General features: G+C 35.6%; 20 protein-coding genes and 2 tRNA genes. 15 read left to right on the forward strand and 7 right to left on the reverse strand.

Translation table 11 applies throughout. From position 1 onward, the window contains the following. Positions 1 to 388: 388 nt before the first annotated feature. From tnpA to D7004_RS19255, 6 genes are all read left to right on the forward strand, one after another. A complete protein-coding gene (gene tnpA / locus D7004_RS19230; protein WP_123207455.1) occupies positions 389 to 823 on the forward strand; it encodes an IS200/IS605 family transposase in 435 nt (144 codons plus the stop codon). Positions 824 to 826: 3 nt separating this feature from the next. Beyond that, positions 827 to 1,384 carry a GNAT family N-acetyltransferase gene (locus D7004_RS19235; protein WP_123207456.1) on the forward strand — a complete coding sequence of 186 codons (558 nt, stop codon included), beginning with the start codon at positions 827 to 829 and terminating at the stop codon, positions 1,382 to 1,384. A 235-nt stretch (positions 1,385 to 1,619) separates the two neighbouring features. Next, the gene (locus tag D7004_RS19240; RefSeq protein WP_123207457.1) at positions 1,620 to 2,606 is read left to right on the forward strand and encodes a pyruvate dehydrogenase complex E1 component subunit beta; all 987 of its coding nucleotides are present in this window, start codon (positions 1,620 to 1,622) and stop codon (positions 2,604 to 2,606) included. Between the two features lie 326 nt (positions 2,607 to 2,932). Further along, positions 2,933 to 3,508, forward strand: a complete 576-nt coding sequence (locus D7004_RS19245) for a pentapeptide repeat-containing protein (RefSeq protein ID WP_123207458.1) — start codon at positions 2,933 to 2,935, stop codon at positions 3,506 to 3,508. Between the two features lie 42 nt (positions 3,509 to 3,550). Further along, positions 3,551 to 3,925, forward strand: coding sequence for an iron chaperone (locus D7004_RS19250; protein ID WP_123207459.1), 375 nt, complete (start codon positions 3,551 to 3,553; stop codon positions 3,923 to 3,925). Positions 3,926 to 4,458: 533 nt separating this feature from the next. Beyond that, positions 4,459 to 6,750 (forward strand): Tex family protein, encoded by a 2,292-nt coding sequence (locus D7004_RS19255; protein WP_123207460.1) that lies wholly within the window; start codon positions 4,459 to 4,461, stop codon positions 6,748 to 6,750. A gap of 222 nt (positions 6,751 to 6,972) precedes the next feature. Here D7004_RS19255 and D7004_RS19260 read toward each other — a convergent pair whose 3' ends face one another. Then, entirely contained in the window at positions 6,973 to 8,052 is a 1,080-nt protein-coding gene (locus D7004_RS19260; protein ID WP_123207461.1) for a mechanosensitive ion channel family protein, read from the reverse strand. Between the two features lie 118 nt (positions 8,053 to 8,170). Between D7004_RS19260 and D7004_RS19265 the strand changes: the two genes are divergently transcribed. The 8 genes from D7004_RS19265 to frr all read left to right on the forward strand — a co-directional run bounded on the left by D7004_RS19265 (position 8,171) and on the right by frr (position 14,363). After that, positions 8,171 to 8,710, forward strand: a complete 540-nt coding sequence (locus D7004_RS19265; protein WP_123207462.1) for an ORF6N domain-containing protein — start codon at positions 8,171 to 8,173, stop codon at positions 8,708 to 8,710. 385 nt (positions 8,711 to 9,095) lie between these two features. Beyond that, complete coding sequence (rplM, locus tag D7004_RS19270) at positions 9,096 to 9,539, forward strand: 50S ribosomal protein L13 (protein ID WP_116248884.1); 444 nt, start codon at positions 9,096 to 9,098, stop codon at positions 9,537 to 9,539. Positions 9,540 to 9,542: 3 nt separating this feature from the next. After that, positions 9,543 to 9,929 (forward strand): 30S ribosomal protein S9, encoded by a 387-nt coding sequence (gene rpsI / locus D7004_RS19275; protein ID WP_055913282.1) that lies wholly within the window; start codon positions 9,543 to 9,545, stop codon positions 9,927 to 9,929. 18 nt (positions 9,930 to 9,947) lie between these two features. Then, a complete protein-coding gene (gene rpsB, locus D7004_RS19280; RefSeq protein WP_123207463.1) occupies positions 9,948 to 10,808 on the forward strand; it encodes a 30S ribosomal protein S2 in 861 nt (286 codons plus the stop codon). Positions 10,809 to 10,936: 128 nt separating this feature from the next. Beyond that, the gene (tsf, locus tag D7004_RS19285; RefSeq protein WP_123207464.1) at positions 10,937 to 11,782 is read left to right on the forward strand and encodes a translation elongation factor Ts; all 846 of its coding nucleotides are present in this window, start codon (positions 10,937 to 10,939) and stop codon (positions 11,780 to 11,782) included. A gap of 111 nt (positions 11,783 to 11,893) precedes the next feature. Then, positions 11,894 to 12,988: an N-acetylglucosamine-6-phosphate deacetylase gene (nagA, locus tag D7004_RS19290; RefSeq protein ID WP_123207465.1), complete on the forward strand. Its 1,095-nt coding sequence runs from the start codon at positions 11,894 to 11,896 to the stop codon at positions 12,986 to 12,988. A gap of 64 nt (positions 12,989 to 13,052) precedes the next feature. Then, positions 13,053 to 13,757: a UMP kinase gene (pyrH, locus tag D7004_RS19295; RefSeq protein WP_123207466.1), complete on the forward strand. Its 705-nt coding sequence runs from the start codon at positions 13,053 to 13,055 to the stop codon at positions 13,755 to 13,757. A 42-nt stretch (positions 13,758 to 13,799) separates the two neighbouring features. Then, positions 13,800 to 14,363: a ribosome recycling factor gene (frr, locus tag D7004_RS19300; protein ID WP_123207467.1), complete on the forward strand. Its 564-nt coding sequence runs from the start codon at positions 13,800 to 13,802 to the stop codon at positions 14,361 to 14,363. Positions 14,364 to 14,503: 140 nt separating this feature from the next. Here frr and D7004_RS20780 read toward each other — a convergent pair. Next, positions 14,504 to 14,647 (reverse strand) — tRNA-Asp (locus D7004_RS20780). 75 nt (positions 14,648 to 14,722) lie between these two features. Continuing rightward, a tRNA-Asp gene (locus D7004_RS20785) sits at positions 14,723 to 14,830 on the reverse strand. Positions 14,831 to 14,989: 159 nt separating this feature from the next. Between D7004_RS20785 and D7004_RS19310 the strand changes: the two genes are divergently transcribed. Then, complete coding sequence (locus D7004_RS19310; protein ID WP_056848148.1) at positions 14,990 to 15,466, forward strand: Lrp/AsnC ligand binding domain-containing protein; 477 nt, start codon at positions 14,990 to 14,992, stop codon at positions 15,464 to 15,466. A gap of 987 nt (positions 15,467 to 16,453) precedes the next feature. Here D7004_RS19310 and feoB read toward each other — a convergent pair. The 4 genes from feoB to D7004_RS19330 form a co-directional block, all read right to left on the reverse strand. Then, positions 16,454 to 18,559 (reverse strand): ferrous iron transport protein B, encoded by a 2,106-nt coding sequence (gene feoB, locus D7004_RS19315; RefSeq protein WP_123207469.1) that lies wholly within the window; start codon positions 18,557 to 18,559, stop codon positions 16,454 to 16,456. 9 nt (positions 18,560 to 18,568) lie between these two features. Continuing rightward, on the reverse strand, positions 18,569 to 18,784 hold the full coding sequence (locus D7004_RS19320) for a FeoA family protein (RefSeq protein WP_123207685.1): 216 nt from the start codon (positions 18,782 to 18,784) through the stop codon (positions 18,569 to 18,571). 134 nt (positions 18,785 to 18,918) lie between these two features. After that, on the reverse strand, positions 18,919 to 21,681 hold the full coding sequence (locus tag D7004_RS19325; RefSeq protein ID WP_123207470.1) for an outer membrane beta-barrel family protein: 2,763 nt from the start codon (positions 21,679 to 21,681) through the stop codon (positions 18,919 to 18,921). 144 nt (positions 21,682 to 21,825) lie between these two features. Beyond that, on the reverse strand, positions 21,826 to 24,630 hold the full coding sequence (locus D7004_RS19330) for an outer membrane beta-barrel protein (RefSeq protein ID WP_123207471.1): 2,805 nt from the start codon (positions 24,628 to 24,630) through the stop codon (positions 21,826 to 21,828). Between the last annotated feature and the right edge of the window lie 129 nt (positions 24,631 to 24,759).

The following is a 24,759-nucleotide window of genomic DNA, read 5'->3' on the forward strand; positions in this document are numbered from 1 at the left end:
TTAAAGATCAGTATGTACATTTACCATTTCATTACCGTTGGTTGAAACCAACGGCAATGAATTATGCAAATGGTGAAATAAATCATCCAATTTTTTGCCCTTTCCTTGGTTGAAACGCTATGAAAATTAGGCTAATGCCATATAACTATCGCTATATACATTATCCATTTCATTGCCGTTAGTTTCAACCAACGGTAATGAATTATGCAAATCGTTAAATAAATCATCCAATTTTTTGCCCTTTCCTTGGTTGAAACGCTATGAAAATTAGGCTAATGCCATATAACTATCGCTATATACATTATCCATTTCATTGCCGTTGGTTTCAACCAACGGATTATGGATTAAATAAAAAAATGATATATTAGCTTTAGCCAAACCTTAAAATATGTCGTATGTAAAAATTTGGGTTCACTTAGTGTTCTCAACCAAAAACCGACAGCCCTATCTAACAAAGAACATCCGTTACAAACTTCAAAGCCACATCATTGAAAACTGTAAAGCAAAATCAATTTATTTACAAGCAATCAACGGTTACACAGAACATTTACATTGTTTAATCTCATTGGGCAAAGAACAAAACATAGCAAAAATTGCGCAGCTTATTAAAGGAGAATCAGCTTATTGGGTAAATAAAAATAACCTAACCAATGAAACTTTTATTTGGCAAGATGATTATTTTGCAGTCTCAGTAAGTGAATCAGGAGTAGAAAGGGTAATAAATTATATTAAAAATCAGGAAAAGCATCATCAATGGAAATCATTTAATGATGAAGTACAAGAATTCGCTAACAACTATAAATTTGACTTACAAAAGGAATAACAAATGCTAATCCTCAATTTCACTAAATTCCCAGTTCTAGAAACCGAACGCTTAATTCTACGCGAACATGCTCTTTCGGATGCTGAAAATATATTTAAAATGCGCACAAATGAAGCAGTAATGAAATATATCGACCGCGAGAGACCAAAAGATTTGACAGATGTTAAAACATTCATTACTACATTTAACGAAGGATTCGAAAATGGCGACAATCTGGCCTGGGTAATTGCACTAAAAGAGAATCCAAACCAAATGATTGGCTCGGTTGGCTATTGGCGTACTGATTATGCAAACCACAGGGCAGAAATTGGCTATATGCTACATCCAGATTATTGGAGAAAAGGTATTATATCCGAAGCTTTAAAAAGAACAATCGATTTTGGTTTTAACAACATGAATCTCCATACCATTAAGGCAAATATTAATGTCGAAAATGATGCATCACGACAAATCCTCATCAAACACGGTTTTGTAAAAGAAGCACATTTTAAACAGGATTATTATTTCAGAGGAAAATTTTTGGATAGTGAAATTTACGGATTGTTAAATCCGAAGCATTAAAATAAATATAATACCATCAATATTTTGTTAAACCAACAAACTTTAACACAATTACCACTTCATTAACAGATATTCACAATATTATTTTTAAATATCTACAAAACTCAACAACGCTTTAAATTTTTGGTCAAAAAAACAACATTAATCAACCATAATTATTACAAAATACACGCTTAATTCCCTTTGGTTTCAAAGCGATTAATAATTATATTTGCCACCGTTATTAAAATTTACAATGAGAGAAATCCAATTTAGAGAAGCACTACGCGAAGCCATGAGCGAAGAAATGCGCAAAGATGACCGCGTTTTTTTATTAGGTGAAGAAGTAGCAGAATATAACGGTGCATATAAAGTGAGTCAAGGCATGCTTGATGAATTTGGCGAAAAACGTATTATAGATACGCCAATTGCCGAACTAGGTTTCGCTGGTATAGCAACTGGTGCTGCAACAGCTGGCCTTATTCCAATTGTAGAGTTTATGACATTTAACTTTTCATTGGTAGCAATCGACCAAATCATCAACGGCGCTGCTAAAATTTTATCAATGAGCGGTGGTCAGTTTTCCTGTCCAATGGTTTTTCGTGGCCCAACGGGTAATGCTGGTCAATTAGGTGCACAACACTCTCAAAACTTCGAAAACTGGTTTGCAAACACACCAGGTTTAAAAGTTGTTGTTCCATCAACTCCTTATGAAGCTAAAGGTTTACTAAAACAAGCTATTATAGATCCAGATCCAGTTATTTTTATGGAATCTGAAGTAATGTACGGCGATAAAGGTGATGTTCCAGCAGAAGAATATTATATCGAATTTGGTAAAGCAAATGTAACCAAACAAGGTACTGATGTAACCATAGTAACGTTTGGTAAAATGTTAACCCGCGTTGTAAACCCTGCTGTTGAAGAGTTAACTAAAGAAGGTATTAATGTAGAAGTTATCGATTTGCGTACCGTTCGTCCAATTGATTACGATACCATTATCGAATCAGTTAAAAAAACCAACCGTTTAGTTGTAGTAGAAGAAGCTTGGCCATTAGCATCACTTTCAGGTGAAATTGCCTTCATGGTTCAGAAAAAAGCCTTCGATTATCTAGATGCTCCGGTTATACGCATCACTTGCGCTGATGTACCACTTCCATATTCTCCAACTTTAATTGCTGCCAGCTTACCAAATGCAGAGAAGGTAATTAAAGCAGTTAAAGAAGTAATGTACGTTAAAAAGTAATTATAAATTGTCAGTCTGAGTTTACCCAAGACTAAAAATATACAAATCCTCCAAAGCAATTTGGGGGATTTTTTTTTATTTACCACCCAAGATATCCGAACTTATATGAATCTTATGTTTCATGTATGGTAAAATAATTCGAAAACCAATGTCAGGAGCTTTTGGGTTTCAGCAGTCCCGCTGTTTGCTATAGCCTCGCAGAAAAAGCTCGGTCTGCCGCGTCCATCGGGTTTATTTTACAAAAACCTGTTCAAGAAACGCAGTTCTGTTCCAGGCAAATTCTAAAATCAGACGTTAATTTTTACCTTCGCTAAAACAAACAACCAATGTCTAATAATTACATAGCTGAGCAAACATTCAACAAAGAAGATTTCACTTTAAGAGCATTACCAAAAGCAGAATACGAAAATTGTAAATTTATTAACTGCAACTTCTCCAACGCTGATTTAAGCGGTGTAAAATTTCTCGATTGTGAATTCATTTTATGTAACTTAAGTTTAGCAAGCTTAACCAAAACCTCATTTAATGACATTATTTTTAGCGATTGTAAAATGCTTGGACTACGTTTCGAAAACTGTAACGATTTTGGTTTAGCTTTCAGTTTTGACAATTGCAAGTTAGACCACTCTTCTTTTTACAAACTAAAACTGAAGAAAACCAATTTCAAAAACACTCAACTGCACGAAGTTGATTTTTCAGAGTGCGATTTGACAAACGCCGTTTTCGACAACTGCGATCTACTCTGCGCAACATTCGATAGAACTACATTAGAAAAATCCGATTTCAGGACAGCATACAATTTTTCCATCGACCCTGATAATAATCAAATTAAAAAAGCAAGGTTTTCTAAAGCTGGTGTAGCAGGTCTTTTGCATAAATACGACATTCAAATTAGTGAATAAGTATTGCGGATTTTCGTATTTTCATTCCAAGATTTCAATGCTATGGAAAAACCAGAACCAAAAATAATTGATGAATACATTGCCTTATTCCCAATAAAAACGCAGCAAATTCTACAACAAATTCGCGAAACCATTCATAAAGCTGTACCAAATGCAAAAGAGGTAATTAGTTATAAAATGCCAGCCTTTAAACAAAATCGTGTTTTGGTTTATTTCGCCGCTTACGAGAAGCATATTGGTTTTTATCCAACTGGTTCGGGCATCGAAGCTTTTCAGCACGAATTCAAAAATTATAAATGGAGTAAAGGGGCTATTCAATTCCCAATAGATAAACCTATGCCTTTAGATTTAATCACAAGAATCACCAAATTTAAAGCACAAAAGGATTTAGAGAAAGTGGCGGAACAGAAAAAATAAGCGCCTCCTTCTTACGCAGCAAGCAACCAAAGATAGCAGCAATACCCAAAGTACCTAAACGGGATTGAAGCGGTATATCACGATTTTTCATCGGGAATTTAGTGTAAAGCCCGACGAACAATAAATAAAGCTTCTGCCATTGCTTTCCAGAAAATGGAACTACAAAATCTTAAAATCATCTAATCATTCAAATCCTGGTACGCGAAGCGATTAATTATTCACAAATTTTAGTGGAAAACTTCATCTTAAAAATCCTTAAATCCCGCAAATCCTGGTACGCGAAGCGATTAATTACACACAAATTTCAGTGGAAAACTTCATCTTAAAAATCCTTAAATCCCGCAAATCCTGATACGCGAAGCAATTAATTACTCACAAATTTCAATGGAAAACTTCATCTTAAAAACCCTTAAATCCCGCAAATCCTGGTACGCGAAGCGATTAATTACACACAAATTTCAGTGGAAAACTTCATCTTAAAAATCCTTAAATCCCACAAATCATGATTAGCTTTGCCACTTTAATTTTAAAATATGTTAACCCACCATAAAACAATTGCAACCGAATTAAAAGTTGCAGAAAAACAAGTTACCGCAACCGTAAGCTTATTAGACGAAGGTGCAACCGTGCCATTTATTTCGCGTTACCGCAAGGAATTAACGGGCAGTTTAGATGAAGTTCAGGTTACGGCAATACGCGATAGGGTTTTGCAATTACGAGATTTAGACAAGCGCCGCGAAGCCATTTTAAAATCAATGACTGAGCTTGGAAAACTAACGCCAGAGCTTGAAAAAAAAATAAACCAAGCAGAAACCATTTCGCTTTTAGAAGATATTTATTTGCCTTACAAACCGAAACGCAAAACCCGTGCTTCTATGGCGAAAGAAAAAGGTTTGGAGCCATTGGCTTTACAAATTTTCGACCAGCAGAATTTTGATTTAGAAGCTCTGGCAGATACATTCATTGATGCGGAAAAGGGTGTAAATTCTTTGGATGAAGCTTTGGCCGGCGCTCGTGACATCATTGCAGAAATGATATCGGAAAATGCAGAAGCCAGAACTAAAATGCGTACCTATTTTCAGGAAAAAGCGGTTTTTAAATCGGAAGTAATTAAAGGAAAAGAAGAAGAAGGCATAAAATATAAAGACTACTTTGAATGGAGTGAACCCGTAAAAACAGCGGCTTCTCACCGGGTTTTAGCCATGCGCCGTGGCGAGAAAGAATTGATTTTACGTCTGGATGCCTTACCTCCTGCAGAGGATGCGTTGGCGATTTTGGAAAACCAATTTATTACGGCTAACAACAGTGCATCGAGGCAAGTTCAGCAAGCTTTAGAAGATGGATACAAACGTTTGTTAGAGCCTGCAATGGAAACCGAACTTAGGGTTTTAACGAAACAAAAAGCAGATGAAGAAGCGATTCGTGTTTTTGCAGAAAATGCTCGGCAATTGTTACTGGCCGCACCAATGGGGCAAAAAAATGTACTCGCTATCGACCCCGGTTTCCGTACAGGTTGCAAAGTGGTTTGCCTGGATAAGCAAGGTCAGCTATTAGAAAACACCGCAATTTACCCACATACCGGACAAGGAAATATAAAAAATGCAGAAGTAACTATTCAAGAACTTTGTAAGAAATACGATATCGAAGCAATCGCAATTGGAAACGGTACAGCAGGTAGAGAAACAGAAGCTTTTGTTCGTGGATTAAATTTGCCAAATACAACTGTTGTAATGGTAAATGAAAGTGGTGCATCAATTTATTCGGCATCAGATGTTGCCCGAGAAGAATTTCCTACACAGGATATTACCGTTCGTGGAGCCGTTTCAATCGGTCGCAGATTAATGGACCCGTTGGCGGAACTGGTAAAAATCGACCCAAAATCTATCGGCGTTGGGCAATACCAACATGATGTTGATCAAAATAAACTGCAAGCCAGTTTGGATGATACCGTAGTTAGTGCCGTAAATGCGGTTGGTGTAGAATTGAATACTGCATCGAAACAAATTCTAGCTTATGTTTCAGGCTTGGGGCCAACTTTAGCACAAAACATTGTTGATTACAGAAACACAAATGGTGCTTTCAAAAATCGTGAAAGCTTGAAAAAAGTTCCTCGTTTGGGTGATAAAGCTTACGAACAAGCCGCAGGTTTTTTACGCATCCGCAATGCCGACAACGTGTTAGACATGAGTGGCGTTCACCCTGAGCGTTATGATGTTGTAGATAAAATGGCTAAAGATTTAGGCACAACCGTTTCAGTTTTAATGAAAGATACGCAGCTGCAGAAACAAATTAAATTACAGCAATATGTTTCGGATGAAATTGGTTTACCAACCTTAACCGATATTTTGAAAGAACTCGCAAAACCTGGTCGCGACCCGCGTGAGCAATTCGAGGCTTTCAGTTTTACCGATGGTGTAAATGAAATCAGTGATTTAAGAATCGGAATGAAGTTACCAGGCATTGTTACGAACATCACCAATTTTGGTGCCTTTGTAGATATTGGTGTGCATCAAGATGGCTTAGTACATACCAGCCAATTGGCAAATCGATTTGTAGCTAACGCGAATGATATTGTTAAAGTTCATCAAAAAGTTGAGGTAACAGTAATGGAAGTTGATGCGGCTCGTAAAAGAATTTCGCTGTCGATGAAGACGGAAGTTAGTCCGAAGTCGGAAGTGCGCAGTTCGAAGCCTAAAGAGCAAAAACCTAAACAAGATTTCAAGGCCAATAATCAAAAGCAAAACTCCAAACCACGTAATGAACCAAAAGATGCAGACGGAGATTTACAGGAAAAACTGGCGAAGCTGAAAGGAATGTTTAAATAACATCTTTAACACGCAGGCAATTAATTGAGTGGCAACCTTAAATTGTTATTTTACACTCTCACCACCTTAGACACCTAAGTAAACCTAAGCAATTTACTTTAATGGCATCAGGTTTCTAAGGTGGTTTAATATTTCCTAACTTATTATTTAAACTTAGATTGTAATTCTTCTATCTAAACAATTCGCTTTATTGGTCTTAGGCACCTAAAGTGGTTTATTAATTCATATACTCTCAAACTTGTCTTTAAACTCAAGCCTTTTCTTAGGTAAGCTTTCTGGATAGTTGTTTTGAATAAAGGTTATCATCGCTTCACGCACATTACAACGTAAATCAAATGCCCTTGATGAATTGGATGCGCTCATTAAAAACCTAATTTCTATCGAGCCATCTTTATTGGTATCTGTAACTTGTACAACATTTACTCTTTTATCCCAAAGCGGATTATTGGTTAAAAGTCTAGTTAATTCCTGCCTCAAGGGCTCAATCGGGATAGAATAATCCATATAAAGAAAAACGGTTCCAAGTAAATCAGCAGAAACCCTCGTCCAATTTTGAAATGGTTTTTCAATAAAATAAGTTATAGGTAAGATCAATCTCCTCTGGTCCCAAATATTTACGACAACATATGTTAATGTTATTTCTTCTACCTTTCCCCATTCTCCTTCTACAATTATTACATCATCAATACGTATTGGTTGTGTAAAAGCAATCTGAAACCCAGCCAATAAATTTCCAAGCGATTTTTGGGCTGCAAAACCTATTATAATTCCACCGATACCTACACCAGTAAGTAAGCCCGCTCCTATTTTACGCATACTTTCGAAACTCAAAAGCACAATTGCAGCGGTTACCAAAACGATTAAAGAAACAATAACCTTTCTTACAAATTGCAACTGGGTTCTTATTTTTCTTTCTTTTAAATTATTCTCTTTGTTTAAATCATATTTAAGAAAAAAGTAATCTTCAAGAACATTAATAACTCGAATCAGGATTAAAGCAAATGTAACAGTCAATGCTATTTCTAACGTTTTCGTTAGTGGCAATCGCCAATCAGCACTCATTACCATTAACGATAACGAAAAGTTTAAAAACAAAAGCGGAATAAATAAACCTATCGGATTTCTAAGGTGCTTGATGGTTGATTTAATAATAATTGAACTCCACCAACGTGATAACAGCAAGAATAATTTATGAATGATAAACTTTACGAAAGCACCTATTATTAATGCTACTATACCAATTATAATATTTTTTAAAAACAGAGGAATGGGATAACCGAAAATATTATCGAGATACTGCATACATTAAATTTGATGGTTAAGGATTTAACAACAGCTATTGGATATTGTTTGAGATCACAAATTGTGACCTCAAATCCAAATCAATTTTTGTATCTTACATTTTAAATCCAAAAATGATATGACAGCTAAACAAACGCTCTCAATCATCCCTGAAAATATTTTAGTTAACAAAATTTATGAAATCCGTGGACATAAAGTTATGCTGGATAGTGATTTGGCGGAGCTTTATGGAGTTGAAACGAAAAGATTAAATGAGCAAATACGTAGAAATCAAGATAGATTCCCAGAAGATTTTATGTTCCAACTTACGGAAAGTGAATGGGAATCTTTGAGGTCGCAAATTGCGACCTCAAAGATTGGAAGAGGTGGAAGAACCTATTTACCAAATGTTTTTACCGAACATGGTGTGCTAATGCTTTCTAGTGTTTTAAATAGTCAGCAAGCCATTCAAGTAAATATTCAAATTGTAAGGATATTTACAAGATTGCGAAAATGGATAAGTGAGAATGGTGAATTAAAATACGAGATTGAAGACATAAAAAGGAAACTCAACAATCAAGATAAAAACATCGAATTGGTTTTTACTTATCTAGATAAGTTGATGGATAAGAAAAACGAACCAAGAAAAAGGATTGGTTATAAGCCTGATGATTTGTAGATATTGCCAATTCACATTAATAGGATTGCAAGCCAAAGTTTTTCAAACCCGATTGCAGCAGTATCCTTTTTATTTTCTCTTAAAACTTTGACAACTTTAATAGCGCTATATAAAGAAAGTTGTCAAAGCTGAAAACAAAAAGATTTAGCGGAAAGTCCGACTAGAACACTCCCAAGCATTACTGTTATTGCTTTCCAAATCACTAAAAAACACCCCGCCTTTCAGGCACCCCTCTAAAATAGGGGAATTCCCCTCAAATCGCAAATACGATATTTATATCAACTTTTTTCTCTCCAACTATTTGATAATAAAAGTTTTCTATCTATCTTTGCAGTCCCAAATTTAATGGGAATAAATAATTGTTTAATAAATTAAATACAAGCAAGTGAATACGTTAAGTTACAAAACTGTCTCTGCCAATGCGAAAACTGTTAACAAACAGTGGATTGTTGTTGATGCACAAGGCGAGATTTTGGGGCGCTTGTCATCGAAGATCGCTATGATCATCCGTGGTAAAAACAAGCCTGAGTACACCCCACACGTAGATTGCGGAGATAACGTTATTGTTATCAATGCAGACAAGGTTAAATTGACAGGAAACAAATTCAGCGAAAAGCAATATGTTTCTTATACTGGTTATCCAGGTGGTCAGCGTTTTATTTCTCCGAAGGAGTTAATGGCGAAACACCCTCAACGTGTAATCGAGAAAGCGGTACGTGGTATGTTACCGAAAACTAAATTGGGTAAAAAATTATACACAAACCTTTTTGTGTATGCAGGTGAAACTCACCCTCATTCAGCTCAATCTCCAAAAACCATTAAACTTTAAGAAATGTCAGTTACTAACACTTCAGGAAGAAGAAAAACAGCTGTTGCACGTATCTACTTAAAAGATGGTGCTGGAGCAATTACCGTTAACGGTAAAGATCACAAAGTTTATTTCCCAACTTTACCTTTGCAATATATCGTAAACCAAAGTTTAGAAGTTTCTGAACTTACAGGTCGTTATGATATTACTGTAAATGTACAAGGCGGTGGAGTAAAAGGACAAGCAGAAGCTGTTCGTTTAGCTATTGCTAAAGCGATTGTTGAACTAGATGCGGAGAAAAAACCTGCATTACGTGCTAAAGGCCTAATGACGCGTGATATGCGTATGGTTGAGCGTAAGAAACCAGGACGTGCTAAAGCTCGTAAGAAATTCCAATTCAGTAAACGTTAATCACAGGAGGCAAAGACAATGGCAAGAACAACTTATCAAGACTTATTGGATGCAGGTGTACACTTTGGTCACCTTACCCGTAAATGGAATCCAAAAATGGCTCCTTACATTTTCATGGAGCGTAATGGAATTCACATTATAGATTTAAATAAAACTTTAACTAAAACTGAAGAAGCTGCGGCTGCGATTAAACAAATCGTAAAATCAGGACGTAAAGTATTATTTGTTTCAACAAAAAAACAAGCAAAAGGAATCGTAGCTGAGCAAGCTAAAAAAGTAAACATGCCTTTCGTAACCGAGCGTTGGTTAGGTGGTATGTTAACTAACTTTGCTACAGTTCGTAAGTCAATTAAAAAGATGGTTACCATCGATAAAATGACTAAAGACGGTACTTATGCTATCTTATCTAAAAAAGAGCGTTTGATGATTCAACGTGAGCGTATCAAATTAGAATCACTTTTAGGTGGTATTGCTGATTTAAACCGTTTACCTGCAGCTTTATTCTTAATTGATGTTAAGAAAGAGCACATCGCAGTAACTGAAGCATTAAAATTAAACATCCCAACTTTTGCGATGGTTGATACAAACTCTGACCCTTCTAACATCGATTTCCCTATCCCGGCGAATGATGACGCTACGAAATCAATCTCTTTAATTACGGATGTAATTATCAAAGCTATTGAAGAAGGTTTAGATGAGCGTAAACGCGAAAAAGATGATGAAGCTGAAAAAGAAGCAGTAGCAGCGAAAGTTGCAGCTGATGCTCCTGAAGCAAAAGAGCCTAGAGCAGCTGGTGAAAAAAGACCAACTACAAAAAAGGTAACTGCTGAAGCAGAAGTTGAAGAACCTTCATCAGAAGAAACTAAAACAGAAGAATAGTAATATTTTTTAATTGCAGGTTACTGGTTTCAGGTTTTAAGTTGGCTTAACATGAGTTTAACTTAGTACTTGTAACTTGTAACCTGTAATTGTTATAACAAGATTGTAAATTTTAAAAAAGAAATAAAATGTCTACAGTACAAATTACTGCCGCTGATGTAAACAAATTGCGCCAACAAACTGGCGCTGGTATGATGGATTGCAAAAAAGCTTTAGTAGAAGCTAACGGCGATTTCGAAGCAGCTGTTGATTTATTGCGCAAAAAAGGTCAAAAAGTATCTGCCGCTCGTTCTGGTAATGCTACTTCTGAAGGTTTGGTTTCAATCGCTGTTTCAGCGGATGGTACAAATGGCAAATTAGTTGCTTTAGCTTGTGAAACTGAACCAGTTTCTAAAGTAGAAGATTTCCGTAACCTAGCTCAGGCTGTTTTAGCTGCTGCAGTTGCTAACAACCCTGCTACTGCTGAAGAATTATCAGCAATTACATTGGAAGATGGGCGTACAGTTGCCGAAACAATAACTGAATTAACCGGTAAAATCGGAGAAAAAATTGTTATTCAAGAGTACGCAAATGTATCTGGTGAGAAAATCGTTTCTTACATTCACTCTAATGGAAAAATGGGTGTTTTAGTTGTATTTGAAGGTGCTAATGGTGCAGATATTACTGACGCTGGTAAAGATGTTGCAATGCAAATTGCTGCAATGAACCCAATTGCTGTTGATAAAGACGGTGTTGACCCTGCAACTATTGAGCGTGAAATCGAAATTGCTAAAGATGTTATCCGCCAAGAAGGTAAACCAGAAGAAATGGTTGAAAAAATTGCTGCTGGTAAATTGAACAAATTCTACAAAGACAGTACTTTATTAAACCAAGAGTTTGTTAAAGACAGTTCAGTAGATGTTCGCAAATTTTTAGATAATACTTCTAAAGGTTTAACGGTATCTGCTTTCAAACGTGTACAATTAGGTGCATAAGCATTTATAAAAATTTATTAAAACCTCTCGATTTTTCGGGAGGTTTTTTTTTGTACTTTCCTTCGCAAATTCTTAGCAGAATTATTAAAATTAGTTAACCTATCGTCTACTATGTTTACAATCGACAACACCACCATCTACCAGAATAATACTTTAATAGAAAATCAAAGTATTGAGATAAATGATGAACTAATTTTATCCACTTTACCATCTATGGGCAAGGCTAAGCACAATGAACTTGTAGTCCCTGGTTTTATAGATTTACAAATTTATGGTGCCGGCGGAAGGTTGTTTTCAGCAGAACCAACGGTTGAATCATTAACCATTATGGAAGATGATTTATTAAAAAAAGGAACAACTGGTTTTCTAGCATGCATGGCAACCAATAGCGCAGAAGTTTTTAATGAGTGTATAAAAGCAGCAAAGGAGCATCAGCAAAATGCAAGAAATTTTTTAGGCTTACACCTCGAAGGACCGTATTTGAATCCGAAACGATTGGGTGCTCATGCACCTGAGTTTGTTAAAAAAGCAACGTTAGATGAAATTAAATCTTTACTTGATTTTGGTGATGGAGTAATTAAAATGATGACCATTGCAGCTGAACTGCAAGATGATGAAGTTATTCAATACTTATTAGATAATGGTACCGTTGTTTCTTTGGGCCATAGCAATGCTACTTTTGATGAAGCAACCAATGCTTACAATAAAGGGATTCAAACCACTACACATTTATTTAATGCAATGAGTCCTATTCATCATAGGGCGCCAGGAATACCAACTGCAGTTTTTAATCACGATAAGGCAATGGCAAGTATAATTGCCGATGGACAACATGTAGATTTTGAGGTCGTGAAGTTTGCACACAAGCTTTTAAAAGAGCGACTATTTTTAATTACTGATGCCGTTACCGAATGCTCAACCGGGCCGTACCAACACATAAAAAGCGATGATAAATTTGTAATGCCTGACGGAACACTTTCAGGTTCATCTTTAACAATGTTACAGGCAGTTAAAAATTGTATTAAACATTGCAATATTAGCTTATCGGATGCACTGAATATGGCCACAACATACCCTGCAAAATTAATCGATAAATCTAGCACCATCGGCAAAATCGAAAAGGGCTTAGATGCGAATTTGTTGATTCTAGACAGCGACTTAAATTTAAAGCAGGTAATCTTTCAAGGTAAAAATCTTTCAATCTAAATAATTACATCATTTGTTTAAAAGCATAGCGGGGTATTAAAAAATTGTTGATATTTTTGAAGTCATGAAATACAAACGCATCCTACTTAAGCTTAGCGGCGAATCGCTAATGGGCGACAAACAATACGGAATTGATAATGAACGTGTTAGGCAATATGCAATCGATATTAAAGCCGTACATGATGAAGGCCTTGAAATCGCAATTGTAATTGGAGGAGGAAATATTTTTAGAGGCTTAAGTGCCGAAAAAAGCGGAATGGATAGAGCACAAGCCGATTATATGGGCATGTTAGCTACGGTTATCAACTCAATGGCTTTGCAAGATGCATTAGAAAAAGTAGGAATAAAAACCCGATTACTAACTGCTATTAAAATGGAACAAATATGCGAACCGTTTATCCGCAGAAGAGCGGTAAGGCATTTAGAAAAAGGTAGAGTTGTTATTTTTGGTGCCGGAACCGGAAATCCATATTTCACCACCGATTCTGCGGCTGCACTAAGGGCAATAGAAATTAAAGCCGATGTTGTTTTAAAAGGTACTCGTGTTGATGGTATTTACACAGCCGATCCTGAAAAAGATCCGCTGGCAACTAAATACGAAGAAATTACCTTCAGAGAAGTTTACGATAAAGGTTTGAATGTAATGGATATGACAGCCTTTACATTATGTGAAGAAAACCAAGTGCCTATTATTGTGTTTGATATGAACAAACACGGCAATTTCATGAAAATTGCCAAAGGTGAGCCAATTGGTACCTTGGTGAAATAACCATTTAAAAAAATTATTACTTTTGCAGAAATACACACAATTATGAACGACCTCATACAATTACAATTACTGGATGCCGAATCTGCTATGGATAGAGCCATCGATCATTGTGAATCTGAATTGACTAAAATTAGAGCCGGGAAAGCATCAGCAGGAATGCTTGATGGTATTTTTGTAGATTACTACGGCTCCTCTACTGCATTGGCTCAGGTTTCGAGTATTAACACACCAGATGCCAGAACCATCGTTATTCAACCGTGGGAAAAATCACTTTTAGTACCTATTGAAAAAGCGATACAGGTAGCGAATATCGGTATCAATCCACAAAATGATGGTATAGTTATTCGTTTGGTAGTACCGCCTTTAACAGAAGAAAGAAGGAAAGACCTTGTTAAAAAAGTTAAAGAAGAAGCAGAACGTGGGCGTATTACAGTGCGTAACATTAGAAAAGATGCCAATACCAAGATTCAAAAATTAAAAGGTGAAGGCGTTTCTGATGATGAAATTAAAACTGGAGAGGCTGAAGTACAAAAACTTACTGATGCTTACATCATAAAAGTTGATAAACATGCAGAAGCTAAAGAAAAAGATGTAATGACTGTTTAAGCTTTACAGATAATTTTTAGAAAAGGGACAAAGAAATTTGTCTCTTTTTTTTTGAAGTATAAATAGTAAACATTGAAAAATAAAAAGAGCAAGCCCATCCGGGATTGCTCAATTAACTAACTTATTATTCATAAAAAATGCTGTTGGGGAAGGAGTCGAACCTTCAAGGGGTAGTTAGCTACAGTTCAAAAAATTAATTGTGGTCAACCCAATAAACTGCGTTTGTCCCATTATTCCCCACCACCGAGACAAGGAGGCGTGTCTGCCAATTTCACCACCCAACATTTTAAGTGTTCAGTAAGCAGCTTCCAATTGTCAGTTATTGCTAACCGTTTACTGTATTCTGCAAACTGAAACAGCTGTAGGGGAAGGAATCGAACCTTCAAGGAGTAGTTAGCCGTTACCGGTTTTCCATATTCTCCACCACCGAGACAAGGAGGTGTGTCTGCCTGTTTCACCACCCTACATTGAGTTTAGCAATTTTGTTTAAAGAACGTTCCCTTTTTGTTAATTGCTTGATACAAATGTAAAGGAACAACCAATACCTTGCAAATATTTTAAGCATTTAATTTTATTTTTATAATATTGATAATTATTATTAAATTTGCTTAACAAAATCAGAAAATATGCTCAAAAAAGACAATTCCAATTTAGAAATTGACAACCTAGATATTGATATATTAAAACAATTAATGCAGGATGCTACTAAACCTTATACTGAAATTGCAAAAGATTTGATTGTTTCTGGAGGTACTATCCACGTTCGAATGAAGAAATTACAGGAAATGGGTATCATCAAAGGCTCTCACTTAATCATCGATCCTCAAAAAGCTGGTTATGATATTTGTGCCTTTTTAGGCATTTATTTAGAGAAAGGAATTCAATACAAAGATGCTGTAGCTCAATTGAGCAAAATTAAGGAGGTAGTAGAATTGCATTACACCACAGGTTCGTACAGTATGTTTGCCAAAATTATTTGTAGAGATACGAATCATTTACGCCATGTGCTAAACGAAGAGATACAGGCAGTTAATGGCATCCAAAGAACAGAAACTTTAATCTCTCTGGAAGAAAGTATTAAAAGGCAAATTGAGTTGGGATAGGATTTGAGAATAAGGATAAAGGAACAAAGATTAAAGACTAAATTCTCAAGCCCTTATGCGCTTAGCCGTTAATTGTAGCACTTTCACTGCCCTATAGACCCGATTGAAGTGAGCACGGAGCCACAGCTTTTTCTGCTGTGTGCGAAGTAAAACGGAAAGCGGGAACAAACTTTAATAGATGCACAAAAATTGCTCTTCTAATTTTGAAAATGAGCTTTTCTAAAGGAATCTGGCGAAATTTTATAGCATAAACCTCCAGAGCAAGGATGTAGGAACAAGGATTATAGATTTAATTTGCACTCTTAATTGTTAATCTTACCACTTTCATTGCCTTATAGACCCGATTGAAGTGAGCACGGAGCCACAGCTTTTTCTGCCGTGTGCGGAGTAAAACGGAAAGCGGGAACAAACTTTAATAGATGCACAAAAATTGCTCTTCTAATTTTGAGAATGAGATTTTCTAGAGAAATCGGGTGGAATTATTTAAGCTTAAAGAGTGAATAACGATAAAGGAACGAAGATTAAAGACTAAATTCTCAAACCTTTAGTCGCTTAGCCGTTAATCTTAGCACTTTCACTGCCTTATAGACCCGATTGAAGTGAACACGGAGCCACAGCTTTTTCTGCTGTGTGCGGAGTAAAACGGAAAGCGGGAGCAAACTTTAATAGATGCACAAAAATTGCTCTTCTAATTTTGAAAATGAGCTTTTCTAAAGGAATCTGGCGAAATTTTATAGCATAAAGCTCCAGAGCAAGGATGTAGGAACAAGGATTATAGATTTAATTTGCACTCTTAATTGTTAATCTTCACTTTCATTGCCCTATAGACCCGATTGAAGTGAGCACGGAACCACAGCTTTTTCTGCTGTGTGCGGAGTAAAACGGAAAGCGGGAACAAACTTTAATAGATGCACAAAAATTGCTCTTCTAATTTTAAAAATAATTCTTTTTAAAGAAATCTTGTAAATCTTAAGAAATCGGCCGAAATTATTTTAGAAGTTGATATGCAATTAAAGCCGCAAAATATGCCATTGCTGTCATGTATGCCAATTGAATAATCGGCCATTTCCATCCTTTTGTTTCGCGATATACAATTGCAACTGTGCTCATGCATTGCATTGCGAAAGCATAAAATAACATTAATGAAATACCGGTTGCAAATGAATATACTGGCAGGTTGGTTCTACTATTTACCGATGCCGCCATTCTTTCTCTAATGGTAGAAGTATCTGCATCACCGCCATCTACACTATAAATTGTGGCCATTGTACCTACAAAAGCTTCACGGGCGGCAAAAGAAGTTATTAAACCAATGCCAATTTTCCAATCGTATCCCAATGGCCGGATTGCGGGTTCTATCCAATGCCCTAAAATACCAACGTAAGAATTTTCTAGCTTTTCGGTCGCTATTAATGTTTTTACGTGTTCTGCTTTCGCGGTATCGAGCAAAGCCGATTGATATTTATTATCAATGTTTTCGAAGCGGTTTCCTGGACCAAAGGATGCCATAACCCATAAAATAATAGAAATAGCAATGATAACTTTACCTGCTTCGAATACAAATGTTTTTGATTTTTCGAACATGGTGTAGAATACGTTTTTCCATCGAGGCATACGATACACCGGTAACTCCATAATGAAATACGATTTTTCTTTCGATTTAATGATAATTTTCATTACCCATGCTACCAGAATAGCGGCAACAAAACTTATTAAATACATTACCATTAATGCTAAACCTTGCAAGCTTATTATACCTAAAACTGTTTTTTGAGGGATAATAAGAGAAATCAACAAAATGTAAACGGGTAACCTTGCCGAACAACTAATAAGCGGCGTAACCATTATGGTTATCATTCTATCTTTCCAGTTTTCTATATTTCTGGCAGCCATTATCGATGGAACTGCACAAGCTAGACCTCCAATCATTGGGACAACAGATTTACCATTTAAGCCAACTTTGCTCATGATTTTGTCCATCATAAAAGTAACCCTTGCCATGTAACCTGTATCTTCTAAAATGGATATAAAGGCGAATAGAATTGCGATTTGAGGTATAAATACAAAGATGCCACCAAGTCCAGCAATTACCCCATCTAGCAGTAAATCGGTTAGCATACCAGCAGGTAAATAACTATGCCCGGCTTCTGTAATATAACCAAAACCGGTTTCAATCCAGTCCATTGGATAAGATGACCATGCGAAAATCGCATTAAAAATCACAAATAAAATGAGGAGAAATATAGCAAAACCCCAAACCTTATGCGTAAGAATGGAATCCAATTTATCACTAAAACTAAATTTTTCTGCAGTTCCCTTATCTATCACTACATCTGCAAGAATAGTACTAAGGTATTTATAACGGGCAATCGTTTCCGCAGCTTGTAATTTTGATGATTCGAAATGGTTTACCTTTTCAATTTCTTCAATTTCTAATTGTTCACTTTCTGAAAAAAAGCTTAAATGCTCATGCTGATGCAAAACCTGCAAAGCATAATAGTCATTATCTGTATTAATTTTTTGCTTGACTGCTTTTATGGCTTCAGGCGCCAAAAAATTTACCTCTACGGCATTGTTTTGGGTAGCAATTTTGTTTGTGTAAGCTACAGCAGTTTTTAATTTATCAATACCAATATTATTTCGAGCTGAGATTGGAATAACCTGAACGCCCAGCTTTGCAGCTAATTTATCTACATGGATATAAATTCCTTGCTTATCAGATAAATCTGTCATGTTTAATGCCAGAACCATAGGAATACCTAAATCTGCAACCTGAGAGAACAACAACATGTTTCGTTTCAGGTTGGAGGCATCAACAATTAAAACGATAACATCGGGGTAACTGCTATTATTTTTATCGGCTAGTACCTGGAAAACAATACGTTCATCGTTACTTTTTGGATAAAGGCTGTAGGTACCCGGCAAATCTATAATTTCAGCATCTCTACCTTCAACCAGCTTTGTAAAGCCAGTTTTTTTATCAACTGTTATCCCCGGAAAATTTCCTATTTTTTGATTTAAACCTGTTAATCGATTAAACAGAGTAGATTTACCTGTATTCGGATTACCAACTAATGCAACTTTGATATTCAAACCGACTAATTATTGAATAATGATAACTGCAGCTTCACTTTTACGTAAACAAAGCTGATAACCTGCAACGCGGATAGCCATTGGGTCGCCAAGTGGAGCGAACCTTTCTACTTCTACCATTTCACCTGGCAAACAGCCCATCTCCATCAATTTGACAGACATTTCTAAATCTGTGAAAGCCATTATAGTTCCTGTTTGACCAACTTTTAGCTGCGAAAGTTTCATCTGCTTCTTGTTTTTGCCTTCAATCATCATGAATTAATGCTGACAATTAAATGTTGCGCAAGTTACCCTTTCTTTAGATTTATTCCAAATAAGATAGTTAGATTATTGTAGTATTTAGCGTTGATTATATAAGTTTATTTCAAGTTTCTTCGGTTGCCACCACCGCCGCGATTTCTGCCTCCATTGCCATTTTCACGTACATCATCGATATTCTTTCCACCCATTCTATTTAAGGCATAGGTAAAAGAAAACATAAAGTATCTTTTTAAAACGTTGTAACTAACATCTTGAATGGTATTGTTATTGGCTGTTCTGGTTATACCTTGGTTTTCATTCAGCACATCATTTATGGCAGCTTTAAGTGTTCCTCTATTTTTAAAAAATAATTTACTGATGTATGTATTTACAAGTGTAAAACGAGTGTCGAAACCCTCACCTCTCCCAGTGTTTTGATTGTAATCTGCATCAATAGACCAGCGAATATCACCAGGAAATAAATAACTTATGCTAATATTCGGACTAAAAGTATAATACCTGGTATTTGAATTGGATTGAACGGAATAAGTTGATTGATTAACGGAACCATTAACGCCAGCTGTTAAATCAAGTTTATCTAAATTTGATACCAACCTATAACCATTCGTAACCGACCAGCTATTTGTTATATTTCTTATGGCGTTCGTAAAGTTCACATCTCTATCGTAACTACCATTAACATTGATGTGAAAATTAAGGCGGTTTTCATCCATAATTGGTAAACTTAAGGATGATGAAATACTCCCGGCATAAGTACCATTAACGTTTACAGGCAATATGGCAAGCTTGCCTTGATTTACACCACTTTGAATAAGACTACTACTATTGGCAATTTTGTTTGATGTTTGCGTTAAATTCATATTCACAAATAAGGAGCGGTTTTTGCCAACAGTAAATGTATTGTAAGCAACTCTTAATGAGTTATTAAACTCTGGCTTCAAATCTGGATTACCAACCGGAATGCTTTGTGTGTTTGTATTATTTGGTATGGGTTGTAACTGATTTATGGTAGGCTGATTTGTGCTTCCACGGTAGTTAATGACAAGGCGTTTGCTGTTGCTAAAATTGTATCTGTACATGGCCGATGGTGTGTAATTAAACACATTTTGCTTTAGTACAAAATTTTGTGTTAAGTTATTATTGTTTCTATCTGTATTTTGAACTGCCAAACCAACATTCCAATTGTATTTTTTAGCATTACTATTAAAGCTAAATCCGGCAGTATTGGTTAAAATGGTATTTTCGTAAGAATTACTGTAGGTTAAATCAAGCAAATCATATTGCAATGTTGATGGATTAAAATTATAAGTAAACCTATCAGACAAATTATGATTATAGCCGTTTTGGTAGTTAAATTCTAAACTTAGTGTTTTAGATAATGGTTCGGTGTAAACCAAACGTGTGCTGTTGTTTATTGATGAAGATTTCTGATCGTTAAATTGATTGGTTAATTTTTGAGTTGTAATACCTGCATTAATCGTGTTATCGGTAATGTTATTATAATTGTCAGCATCACTATTATTTATACTTGTATTGAGATTCAAGGAGAGCGTTCTACCTCTGCGTTTAAATTTGCGCCTAAGCAAAATGTTATTGCTAATTGATGGGGATGTGCTAGTGTTGTTTAATGACTGAGTACCATTTGTGGTATATGTACTGTAATCTCTGGTATAAATGCTATTGTTTAAACTTTCATTGTTGGTATAACTTATGGTTGGCTGAATACGCAAAGATGTTAGTGTATCAATCTTAGTATCAACCATAAAATTAAACCGATGGTTTAACCTATTAGAAGTGTTGTTTTGATTATTGTTGAAAACAGTTGTGATATCGCCAAGTAAATTTTGAGTAACGCTTTTTCGTAAAACCAAATTCTCTGTTTTGTTTACAAAATAACTAGCTGTTATTTGGGTTTGGTCGGTGTAAGTATCTGCAAAATTAAAACCCAATGCATTTGTTGTGGTAAGCCCGGTGCTTCTACCTCCTGCACCACCGTTTCCGCCCAAACCACCGCCAAAGTTTTGTTTGTTTACATTGTTAAATTGTGCAACAACACTCATTTGTTGGTCTTTATTAAACCTATTTAAATTAGCATTAATATCATATCTATCATCAGAGCCATAACCAATGCTGCTGTTACCGAAATAACCATTTTTCTTATCTTTTCTGGTGGTGATATTTATAATCTTTGTTCTCGAACCATCATCAATACCAGTAAATTGGGCTTGATCAGAAAGTTCATCAATCACCTGGATTTTATCCACCATATCGGCAGGAAGGTTTTTGGTGGCCAACAAAGGGTCGTTACCAAAAAACTCTTTTCCATCTACCCTAATTTTGGTAATTGTTTCTCCCTGCGCTTTTACAGCACCCGATTTATCAACTTCAACACCTGGCAATTTCTTTAATAAATCTTCTACAACTGCATTTTCTACCGTTTTAAAAGAACTTGCATTAAATTCTAAAGTATCCCTTTTTACTGTGATTGGCGGTATTTCTGCTTTAATCTCTACGGTCTGCAAATCAATACTATTGCCCTCTAAAACAATATTGCCTAAAATAATAATGGGTTTATCTACTGAGATGATGAAATCCTTATTCACATTTTTTAAGCCAAGAAAAGCTGCATACAAACGGTAAGAACCAGGCTGCAGATTTTTGAATGAAAACGTTCCATCAGCACCGGTACTACCAGATACCACAACGCTAGAATCTTTTTGACTTTTAATTACAATTGATGCATAATCAATTGCTTTTTTATCTTTTGATTGAATGACACGACCACTAACTAAACCAATTTTTTGTTGAGCATATATTAAAGAGTACGAAAAAAGCAACAAACAGGTAAAAAGTATCTTCATCAGGTTAAATGTGTTTCTCAGTTAGGACTTCGAAGCTACATTATGGTTTGTTTTACAGAAGTAACAATTGAAATACATTTATTCTACACAAAAAAAGGTCTGCCTAAATAAATAGCCAGACCTTCATAAGTTTTTAAAGCCTGATTAAAATCTCATGCGTGGCGCACCTTGTCCACCCATTCCAGGCATTTGTACATCGTTACCAATATTACGACCACCAATGCGGGTTAGTGAATAGGTGAAAGAGAACATGTAGTAACGTTTCAATACATTGTAATTTAAATCGGTAATTGTGTTTGCAGTTGCGGTACGACTAATCCCTTGATTTTGATTTAACGCATCATTCACAGCAACTTTAAATGTACCACGGTTTTTAAAGAATTGACGACTTACGTAAGAATTAACAATGGTATATTCTGTATTAAAGCCTTCACCACGACCAGTGTTTTTAAAGTAATCCAAATCAATTGCCAAACGAATATTTAAAGGCAATACGTAAGAAATATCAAAACTTGGATTTATGGTATAAAACGTATTATTTGAATTTGGCTGAGCAGAATAAGTAGCGTTTGTTACTGTACCACCAATACCGGCTGTTATGTCCCATTTATCTAAATTCGTTACAAAACGATAAGTATTACCCAAACTCCAGTTATTGGTAACATTATTAACTCCACTAGTAACGTTTGTTCCTTTTGAATATGAACCTGTTAAAGTAGCATTCAAATTTAATTTGTTGTTCGGAATAATCGGCTGACCTAAAACGACATTCGCGTTACCGCTGTAATTTCCATCAACGTTTATATACTGCGAAGCAATTTTACCATAGTTCTCGTCGTTACGGTCTGTAACTTCCGATTGACTTGAGGCAAATGCATTGAAGGTTTGTGTTAAATTTAAAAACACCGCAAAGAAACGCATCTTGGCGAAAGCAAAATTGTTATAGCGAACACTTAATGTGTTATTAAACGCTGGCTTTAGATTGGGATTACCAATAATGACAGATTGTGTATTTGTGTTATCAAGAATAGGTTGAATCTGATCTATAGTTGGTTGTTGTGTTGTACCTCTATAGTTAAGTGTTAATCTTTTACTGTTACTAAAGTTATATCTAAATTGGGCAGAAGGAGTAAGATTAACAAAATTTTGAGTAAACACAACGCCAGTTGTTAAATTAGTATTTTCTCTGTGTGTTTGCTGCCCGGCCACACCAATATTCCAATTGTATTTTTTTTGATTAACTGTATAACTTAAACCAGCTGCATTAGTAAGAGTTTGGTTTTCGTAATGATTTGAATACGTATTATCAACAATATCAAAATTACCAGTTAAAGTATTAAAATTAAGGATGTTTCTATCGGATATACTATTATTAATTCCATTTTGATAGTTCAACTCTAAACTTGTTGTTTTCGATAATGGTTCGGTGTAAACAACTCTAGTGTTATTTGTAATGTTATGGCTACTTAAATCGTTTAGCTGATTTCTCAAGATTTGCGAGGCTACACCGTTTACGGTATTGTTGTCAAGCGTATAATTAATGTTATCTGAGTTACTATCGTTTATAGCAGTATTAATATTAAATGATAATGTCCGTCCTCTACGTTGAAACTTTTTACGTACCAAGATATTATTACTGATTACAGGAGTGGAGTTATTTGTGGTATAACTCTGGCTACCAACAGTATTACCTGTTGAAGTACTTTGCCTAACATAGTTCTGAAGACTCAAGCCATTGTTTTCTGTGTACGAAATATTTGGTTGAATTTTAATACTTGTGCTTGAATCCAATTTTGTATCAATCATAAAGTTTAATCTATGATTGTTTCTATCGCTATTGCTGTTTAAGTAATTATTTACATTTTGAGAAGTGTTGCCTAACAGCGTTTGCGTATTACTGGTTTGTTCGTTAAAAACGGATGATTTATTGAAAAAATAACTACCCTGAATTTGGGTACCATCTTTATAAGTATCGGCAAAATTTAAACCCGCAGCATTTGTAGTTGTAATACCACCGCCGGCAGATGTTCCGCCACCGCCGCCACCACGACCTCCATTTCCACCACCGCCAAAACCATTGCCTTGACCATTACCTCCACCGAAGTTTTGTTTGTTAACGTTATTAAACTGACCAATAAAACTAAACTGTTGGTCGTTATTAAACTTATTTACATTTAAACTGGCGTCATAACGATCGTTTGTGCCATAGCCAACTGTACTATTACCAAAGTAGCCTTTTTTCATGCCGCTTTTGGTTGTGATGTTTAATATTTTAGTTCGAGTTCCATCATCAACACCTGTAAATTGTGCCTGCTCCGAAAGTTCATCAATAACCTGAATTTTATCTACCATATCTGCAGGTAAATTTTTTGTAGCCAATAAAGGATCGCTTCCGAAGAATTCTTTACCATCTACTTTTACCCTTGTAACGGTTTCACCACCGGCTTTAATGCTACCATCTTTGGCAACCTCAACACCTGGAAGTTTCTTTAAAACATCTTCAACTACAGCATTTTCTCTAACCTTAACAGATTTTGCATCGTATTCTAAAGTATCTTTCTTAACAACAACAGTTGGCACTTGGGCAACAACATTAACGTCATTAAGGTTTAAACCATCATCGGCCATAGCAATATCGCCAACGTTTGCTGCAGCTTTTGCTACAGTTACATTTTTACTTGTTGTTTTTAATCCAAGAAATGCTGCTATCACTCTATAATTTCCGGCAGGAATATTTTTGAAAGAGAAAGTACCATCGGGATTGGTTTGCCCGGTTGCAACAACACTAGAATCTTTTAAGCTTTTAACTGCGACAGTTGCATAATCGACAGGTTTTTTGTCTTTGGCATTGATAATTCTACCATTAATCGAGCCAGTGTTTTGAGCGTTTGCGAGGTATCCACAAAAAATAAGAACAAGAAATATTGCTCTTTGAACGTAAATTTTCATCAAATTTTAAATATTAGTATTACAAAACTATGCTATCAGACTAAGGGAATGCTGAAAGGTTTGTTAAAGTGTGTTAAATGTTAGGTAACATTTTAAATACAGCACCAAAATTTATGGTTGGCAATAAAT

The sequence above is a fragment of the Pedobacter jejuensis genome (genome assembly GCF_003725795.1).
GTDB classification, from domain to species: domain Bacteria; phylum Bacteroidota; class Bacteroidia; order Sphingobacteriales; family Sphingobacteriaceae; genus Pedobacter; species Pedobacter jejuensis.